This is a genomic window from Bartonella sp. AA2SXKL, from assembly GCF_042197205.1.
Classification (GTDB): domain Bacteria; phylum Pseudomonadota; class Alphaproteobacteria; order Rhizobiales; family Rhizobiaceae; genus Bartonella.
In genome coordinates, this window is record NZ_JBHIRN010000289.1 from 1 (window position 1) to 528 (window position 528).

Here is a 528-nt window from a genome sequence, read left to right on the forward strand (position 1 = left end):
ATAAAATGATAGTGCCAACTTGCACCTTCATAAATGGAAAAAAGTGTACATAATGGCTTTACCATTATACCCTTCACGGGCACCGTCGTGAAAGAGGTATGGGAGTCCTGAGATGTGTCTCTTTAAAAGCCAGAATATCTTTCTAATTCATTGCTGGTTTATTAGTGGTTTTATGACATTGTTATCCCTAATAAAGCGTGTGCTTTTGTTGTTGCCTATCAATTAATATATAAAAGCCGCATGTTTGAGACAAAGATTGAAATGGATAAGGGCTTTCTCTTTTGTTGCAGCTTTTGTATGTTAAATAGGAGCAAGGGTATTGTGTATCTCTTTTGGGTAATCTCTGAAAAACGGGTATACACCCTAATTTAGGGAGAATATGAAGTTGTAAAGGCGAAAACTAATCCCGAGCCTTGCCATCTTCTTTTAATTCGGCTTTACGATTTTCAAAAGTATTTAGAGTAATATCTTTTAAATAATGCAGATTACGCATTGCCTCACGCTTTTGTTTATTGCATTCTTTAATAA

General features: G+C 35.2%; 1 pseudogene. It reads right to left on the reverse strand.

The window, feature by feature from the left end:
• Window positions 1-234 precede the first annotated feature (234 nt).
• A pseudogene (locus ACFINS_RS11300) lies at window positions 235-526 on the reverse strand (integrase); the annotation flags it as partial.
• Between the last annotated feature and the right edge of the window lie 2 nt (window positions 527-528).